Source organism: Catenovulum agarivorans YM01, from assembly GCF_000281085.1.
Lineage (GTDB): Bacteria > Pseudomonadota > Gammaproteobacteria > Enterobacterales > Alteromonadaceae > Catenovulum > Catenovulum agarivorans.
In genome coordinates this window covers 116,754-122,862 of record NZ_JH767536.1, presented here as the reverse complement: position 1 = coordinate 122,862, position 6,109 = coordinate 116,754, and the positions used below count along the sequence as shown (strand labels likewise).

The 6,109-nt window shown below is 42.0% G+C and carries 5 protein-coding genes; all 5 read left to right on the top strand.

Annotation, left to right across the window (positions count from 1 at the left end):
- Positions 1 to 1,159 (top strand): aminotransferase class V-fold PLP-dependent enzyme (locus tag WSC_RS24400; RefSeq protein WP_016957393.1); only part of this gene is annotated, 1,159 nt, incomplete at its 5' end.
- A gap of 30 nt (positions 1,160 to 1,189) precedes the next feature.
- Positions 1,190 to 2,506: a phenylacetate--CoA ligase family protein gene (locus WSC_RS0118230; protein WP_016957392.1), complete on the top strand. Its 1,317-nt coding sequence runs from the start codon at positions 1,190 to 1,192 to the stop codon at positions 2,504 to 2,506.
- Between the two features lie 29 nt (positions 2,507 to 2,535).
- Positions 2,536 to 4,110 carry an NAD(P)-binding domain-containing protein gene (locus tag WSC_RS0118225; protein WP_016957391.1) on the top strand — a complete coding sequence of 525 codons (1,575 nt, stop codon included), beginning with the start codon at positions 2,536 to 2,538 and terminating at the stop codon, positions 4,108 to 4,110.
- 151 nt (positions 4,111 to 4,261) lie between these two features.
- Positions 4,262 to 5,248, top strand: a complete 987-nt coding sequence (locus tag WSC_RS23325; RefSeq protein ID WP_016957390.1) for a sulfite exporter TauE/SafE family protein — start codon at positions 4,262 to 4,264, stop codon at positions 5,246 to 5,248.
- On the top strand, positions 5,245 to 6,069 hold the full coding sequence (locus WSC_RS0118215; RefSeq protein ID WP_016957389.1) for a cupin domain-containing protein: 825 nt from the start codon (positions 5,245 to 5,247) through the stop codon (positions 6,067 to 6,069). Before WSC_RS23325 ends, WSC_RS0118215 begins: the two co-directional genes overlap by 4 nt.
- The last annotated feature ends 40 nt before the right edge of the window (positions 6,070 to 6,109 follow it).

Here is a 6,109-nt window from a genome sequence, read left to right as displayed (position 1 = left end):
TGGTGCAACGGCAGCCGCCAACCGAGTAGCCAATATCTTCAGCAGCGTACGCCCAAATAAAACCACAGCTTTGGTGTCGGTAATGGAGCATCACTCCAACGATTTACCACACAGAAAATATCACAAAAATGTTCATCACATTGGCTGCAATAAAACTGCGGGTGACTGCGGCGCTATTTCACTTGAACAGCTTGAATTTGAACTTGCGCAAGCTCAAGGTGCGGTCAATTATTTTGCGTTAACAGGTGCAAGTAATGTCACTGGCATAATCAATCCAATTGCGGCCTGTGCTGAGTTGTGCAATCAACACGATGCATTATTCGTACTTGATGGCTCACAAATGTTGCCGCACCACAAACTGGATTTAACTGAGTTAACAAACAAAGGCGCAAGCGTAGACGCTGTTATATTTTCAGGGCACAAACTTTATGTACCGGGCGCGCCTGGCATATTAGTAATTAAACGTAAATGGTTAGAACAAAGCCCTGCAACAGAAATGGGCGGCGGCATGGTAGAGTCAGTTTCGCAAATGGACTACCAACTTATGCCTGATTTAGTTGAACGCCAAGAAGCAGGTACTCCAAATATCTTTGGTGCAGTAAAACTGGCAATGTCACTGCAAATGCTGATGCAAATAGGCATGGACAACATTCATGGCCACGAACAAGAAATCCTCCATTATTGTTTTCACTACCTAAAACAAAACTCTGAAATCAATATTTATGCCTCAACCAATTTAGCCCAATGCCCGCGCACAGCCACTTTTTCATTCAACATGCGTGGAGTCGACCACGCACTGTTAGCAAAAATTCTTAATGATTATTTCAATATCGCGGTACGTAACCAATGTTTTTGTGCGCATCCATATGTGCGTGAACTTATCTTGCCAGAACTATGGGTATTGGATGACGAACTGACTGACGCGGAAATTGAAGCGAAAAAAGGCATGGTACGTGCCAGTTTTGGCCTAAATAACACAATGGCTGATGCTCAAGCTCTGGTAACAGCGTTACAGCAGATAGCCAACAAACAAACGGAATATACCTCGCAATACCAAATGGACGAACAAGGCAACTATCACCATTTAACACACAAACTTAATTGGCAAACATTGTTTAACCCTGAGCAAGCTTTGCAAGCTGCGCTTAAGCAATATTAAACACAAGATCACTAACTAAGGAATAAAACTATGACGATTAAAGCACCCGAACAACAGCAAAGCGAAGTTGTTAATCATCAGCAGTTAATGACCGACCTTTACCCAATCAGTAATCATCCTTTGTATGGCAATGTACTCAAGTTTGCACAAACGCCATATTTAATGCCTGCAACCTTGGCTGACTTTACCAACGACACAGATTTTTCAGCCGAAGCAACCAGCTTAGAAATATGCCCAGCGTGTTTCTTTAATACCTCTGGCACCACTAATCGCAGCAAAAAAATACCATTTTCAGATGCGGATTTAGAAAGACAAAAAATTCACGAAGCAATTGCCTTGCGCAAACTCGGCATGGGCGAAGGCGACGGTGTTATGTCGTTAGGTGCACCATTACCAAGTATCTCTGGTTGGGCGATTGTAAACGGCAGTGAAGCAACAGGTGCTCGTGCACTGAACTCATCACAAATCGATTACGAAGAAATCATTGAAAAAGGTTTAGGTGAGCAAGTTACTTTTGTTATCGGTACACCTTTAGTGGTTAAAGAAATTGGTAAAGCAATTGAAATGGAGTTTGGCCCATTACGTGAAGTTTTACCAAACCTTAAAACCGGCATTATTTTTGGTGACGTATTGCCAGATGCCTTACGTGCCGAGCTCAAAGAACTGTGGGGATTTAACAACGTTTACAGCTTATACGGCACAGTAGAAGCAGACGTAGTCGCAACTGAATGTGTGGATAAACCGGGTGAAATGAACTTGATGTCAGAGCGCTTGTATTTTGAATTTATCCCAGAGAGTGAACTGGCAAAAGAGCGCCAAGACGCCAGCTACGTTGGCCAAGCCAAACCAGTAAGCCAAGCTTACAACGGCGAATTTGGTGAAATTATTATCAGTGATTTATCTCGCGATACCTTGCCGCTTATTCGCTACCGCATTGGCGACATTATTCAAATTCACCGTGCAACAGCAGCTTACAACATAGAAACACCAACAGTTAGTGTATTGGGTCGCAGCAAAAATACCGTATTAGTTTGTGGTATCGCCTTGTACGAAATGCAACTAAACCGCGCCATTCAACAATGGCTAGGTGATGAAGTGGTTGACTGGAAACTTACGCAAAATGCCAGCCAGTACAAATACAGCTACACGCTGCAAGTACAAACTAAAAACATTGAATTAAACAAACGTGATGCGTTGAGTTTATACATCAACTTAAGCAAACAAAGAGACGAGCTGCAACAAGTTGATTTAACCCAGCAAATTGAAGTTGAGCAAGTAAAAGCCTTTGAACAAGTAGAAGTAAAAGGCGACACCAAAGCACAACGTATCGTTTTATTAAATAACTAATTCTGACCGCACAAACAGAGGAAAAGATTATGAACACAGTACAAAAACACAAATTTGTTATTTTAGGTGGCGGCCCTGGTGGCGTTCAATTAGCTTATTATTTACAACAAGCTAAAGCTGATTATTTAGTGGTAGAAGGCGCGAATATTCCGGGTCATACCTTTACCTTATACCCGCGCCATCGCACGTTGATTTCAATCAACAAACGTTTTACTGGCAGTCAAGATCCAGAATTCAACATGCGTCACGACTGGAACTCATTGTTGTGTAACGATGAAAACTTCCGCTTTAAAAATTACGACAAACAATTTTTCCCACATGCTGACAGCCTAGTAACCTATATGGCTGATTATGTGAAGAAATTCGACATCAATGTACAGTACAATACTCGCATTGCTAATATCGACAAAAAAGACGGCATCTACACACTAACAGCAGAAAACGGCAACAAAATTGAATGTGAAGTATTGGTGATCGCCACAGGTATCAACCAACCAAATACACCAAACGTACCAGGCATTGAACACGTTACCCAATACCAAGATATGTCACTCAACCTAGACGAGTTTGAAGACAAACGTGTACTGATAATAGGTAAAAAGAACTCAGCATTTGAAACGGCTGATCACTTAACCTCAGCTGCATCGCTAATCCATTTAGTTAGCCCAAGCTCAATTAAAATGGCGTGGAAAACCCACTATGTAGGCGATTTGCGTGCAATAAATAACAATGTGTTAGACACCTATCAATTAAAATCACAAAACGCGATTTTAGATGCCGACATAGTAAAAATTGAAAAACAAAACGACCAGTTAGTTGTAACCTTTAAATACCACCACGCAGAAGACGAAGTAGAAACCATCACCTACGACAGCATTTTATGTTGTGCAGGCTTTAAGTTTGACACGTCAATTTTTGCCGAAGGCGCAAAACCAGAAGTAAGCTGCATGGGCAAATACCCAGCACTTAACAAAGACTTCGAATCAGTTAACAACCAAAACATGTACGTGGCAGGAACCCTAACGCACTCGTTAGACTACCGCAAAGCAACCTCAGGTTTTATCCACGGTTTTAGATACAACTCACGTGCTTTAGCCGATATTTTATTAGAAAAATATCAAGACCTTAGCATACCAACTGAGCAAGTAGCAGGCACTGCCGAAGCTATAACAGAGCGCATGTTTGCTAACGTAAATCGTTCAGGCGCACTTTGGCAACAGCCAGGTTTTATTGCCGATGCTGCTGTATTTAAAAATGGCGTATTCAGCTACACCCAAGGTTTACCAAAAGACTACCTAGTAGGCCGTTTTGCTGAAGAAAATACCGACGTATTTGTACTAACGCTAGAATACGGCGCACCAATTGTTGGCGACCCGTTTGCAGTAGAACGCATACACAGAGAAAACACAGAGCAAGCCGCAGAAAGCCAATTTTTACACCCAGTGGTACGCCACTATGTAAATGGCGAACTAAAAGCCAAACACGACATAATTGAAGACTTAGAAGCAAAATGGGTAGAGCCAGAGCACTACATTCCAATGCAAAACTTCTTCAATACACAATTGCCGCAACTACTTAAACAAGCACAAGCTGAAACCGCTTAGTTAAGTAACTAAGTTAACGTTTAAGTAAAAGGAAAAATCGGGGCTAGCTTAATACAAACATGTATAAAGTTTAGCCCCTTAAAATAAAGTCTAAACTTTGGGTTAGATATAAGGGTTTTAGTTTGTCGCAAATAAATGTGTGGAGTAGTGTATGTGGCAGCAAAAATTAGTAAAACATTGGTACTTTGTACTATTAGCCGCTTTTTACATTAGCTGGTTAATATACATAACAATGAGCAACAACTGGGGACTATGGCAAGACTACTGGGCCATGCCTGCAACTATGACCCTAGGCTCATTTATCGCAGGTTCAACGCCATCGGGCGGGGCAGCTGTGGCATTTCCAGTTTTTACTAAATTGCTAAACATACCGAGCGAACATGCCAAAATATTTGGATTAATGATCCAATCAGTAGGCATGACCTCAGCCGCGCTCTACATCTTTTACCGCAAAATAAACATCTTAAAACCTGTGGTGGTATACGCCAGCTTAGGCGGCTTTGTTGGCAGTTTTGTCGCAATAAATTGGATACACATACCGTCCGACATGGCGAAAATACTGTTTTCGAGCATGGTTTTTCTATTCGCTTGTGTGCTGTGGTTTTGTTATTGGCGCAGGCCAAATACGCAAACCCAGCTACCTTATACACAACACACCCAAATGGCTGGCATATTTATATTTGCCGGTTTTATTGGTGGCATAATTGCCGAAACCACAGGCTCAGGCGTAGATATATTAGTGTTTATAGTATTAACACTAAGTTATCGCATAAAAGAAAAAATCAGCATACCCACCACAGTAGTGTGCATGGCCATAAACTCACTTTGGGGCGTGGTAATGCACAACACTTATGTAAACGACACCCACATAATGTACGAACCTTGGTTAATTAGCGCGCCCATAGTCGCCATTGGCGCACCACTTGGCGCATACGTATTAACCAAACTGTGTCGCACCAAAGTAACCTGCTTAGTAACAGTATTAATAGCAATAGACGTAATTAGCACTTTTGCACTTATTCAATTAAACCAACAGCTTATATCGGCACTCGCAATAAATTTATTCGCCAGCAGCGCATTATTTTATTGGCTAGTTGTCCGCACAAATAAATTCCAATTAGGAGAAATAACAAGATGAACACAATAAAACATTGGCTAATTGCCGTTAGTTTAACAGGCTTACTCGCCGCTTGTGATGCCGAATTTGGCCATGATCACGAACAATACGAAGAAGAATTTCCAGACGTAACTTACAGCCCAGCCGATTCTACCGACACAATATTTGTTGCAGAAAGTGGCGAAACCTACACTCAGGTAGATGCAGCGCGCAGACAAATTCATGTAGACGCTGGCCACGGTTACAACCCAATAATCACAGGGGCAATACCACACTTGTTTGAAGCACCACTGATGCAAGATGTACAAGACTACATAATTCACAAAGACGAAATGGTGGTAATACAGCCAGCACCGGGTGAATATATTCATGTAATGGAAGGCAAACGCCACGGTTTTGACAAGCTAACAATTGCACTAACCAATACGCATAAAGGCAGCGGCGCACCACTACACACCCACACAGGTGAAGAAGCGCACTTATTATTAAAAGGTAAAATGATGTATCACCTAGACGGTGAAGAAGTAGTAGTTGAAGCGCCGTACATAATAAATATCCCTTCAATGGTGCCACACGCATTTATAAATGTAGACGACGACCCAGCCGAACTTATTGGTATATTCCCAGACGATAAATGGGAATACGACGTGTTAGACGGCGCAGTATTTGCCACCGCCAACACAGAGAATGGCATACAGCGCATAGAACTGAGCGTAGAAGACATAGAACAACTAAGAAGCTGGCACAATGCAGAAAGCGCACAAAAACGCATAAATGCTTACGAGCAAAATAAAGCACATATGCATGTGCACTCGGCAGATGGGCATAGCCATTCGCATTAGGTTAGTGAGAATAAACCCGTCGATTTTGGCGGGTTTAAAT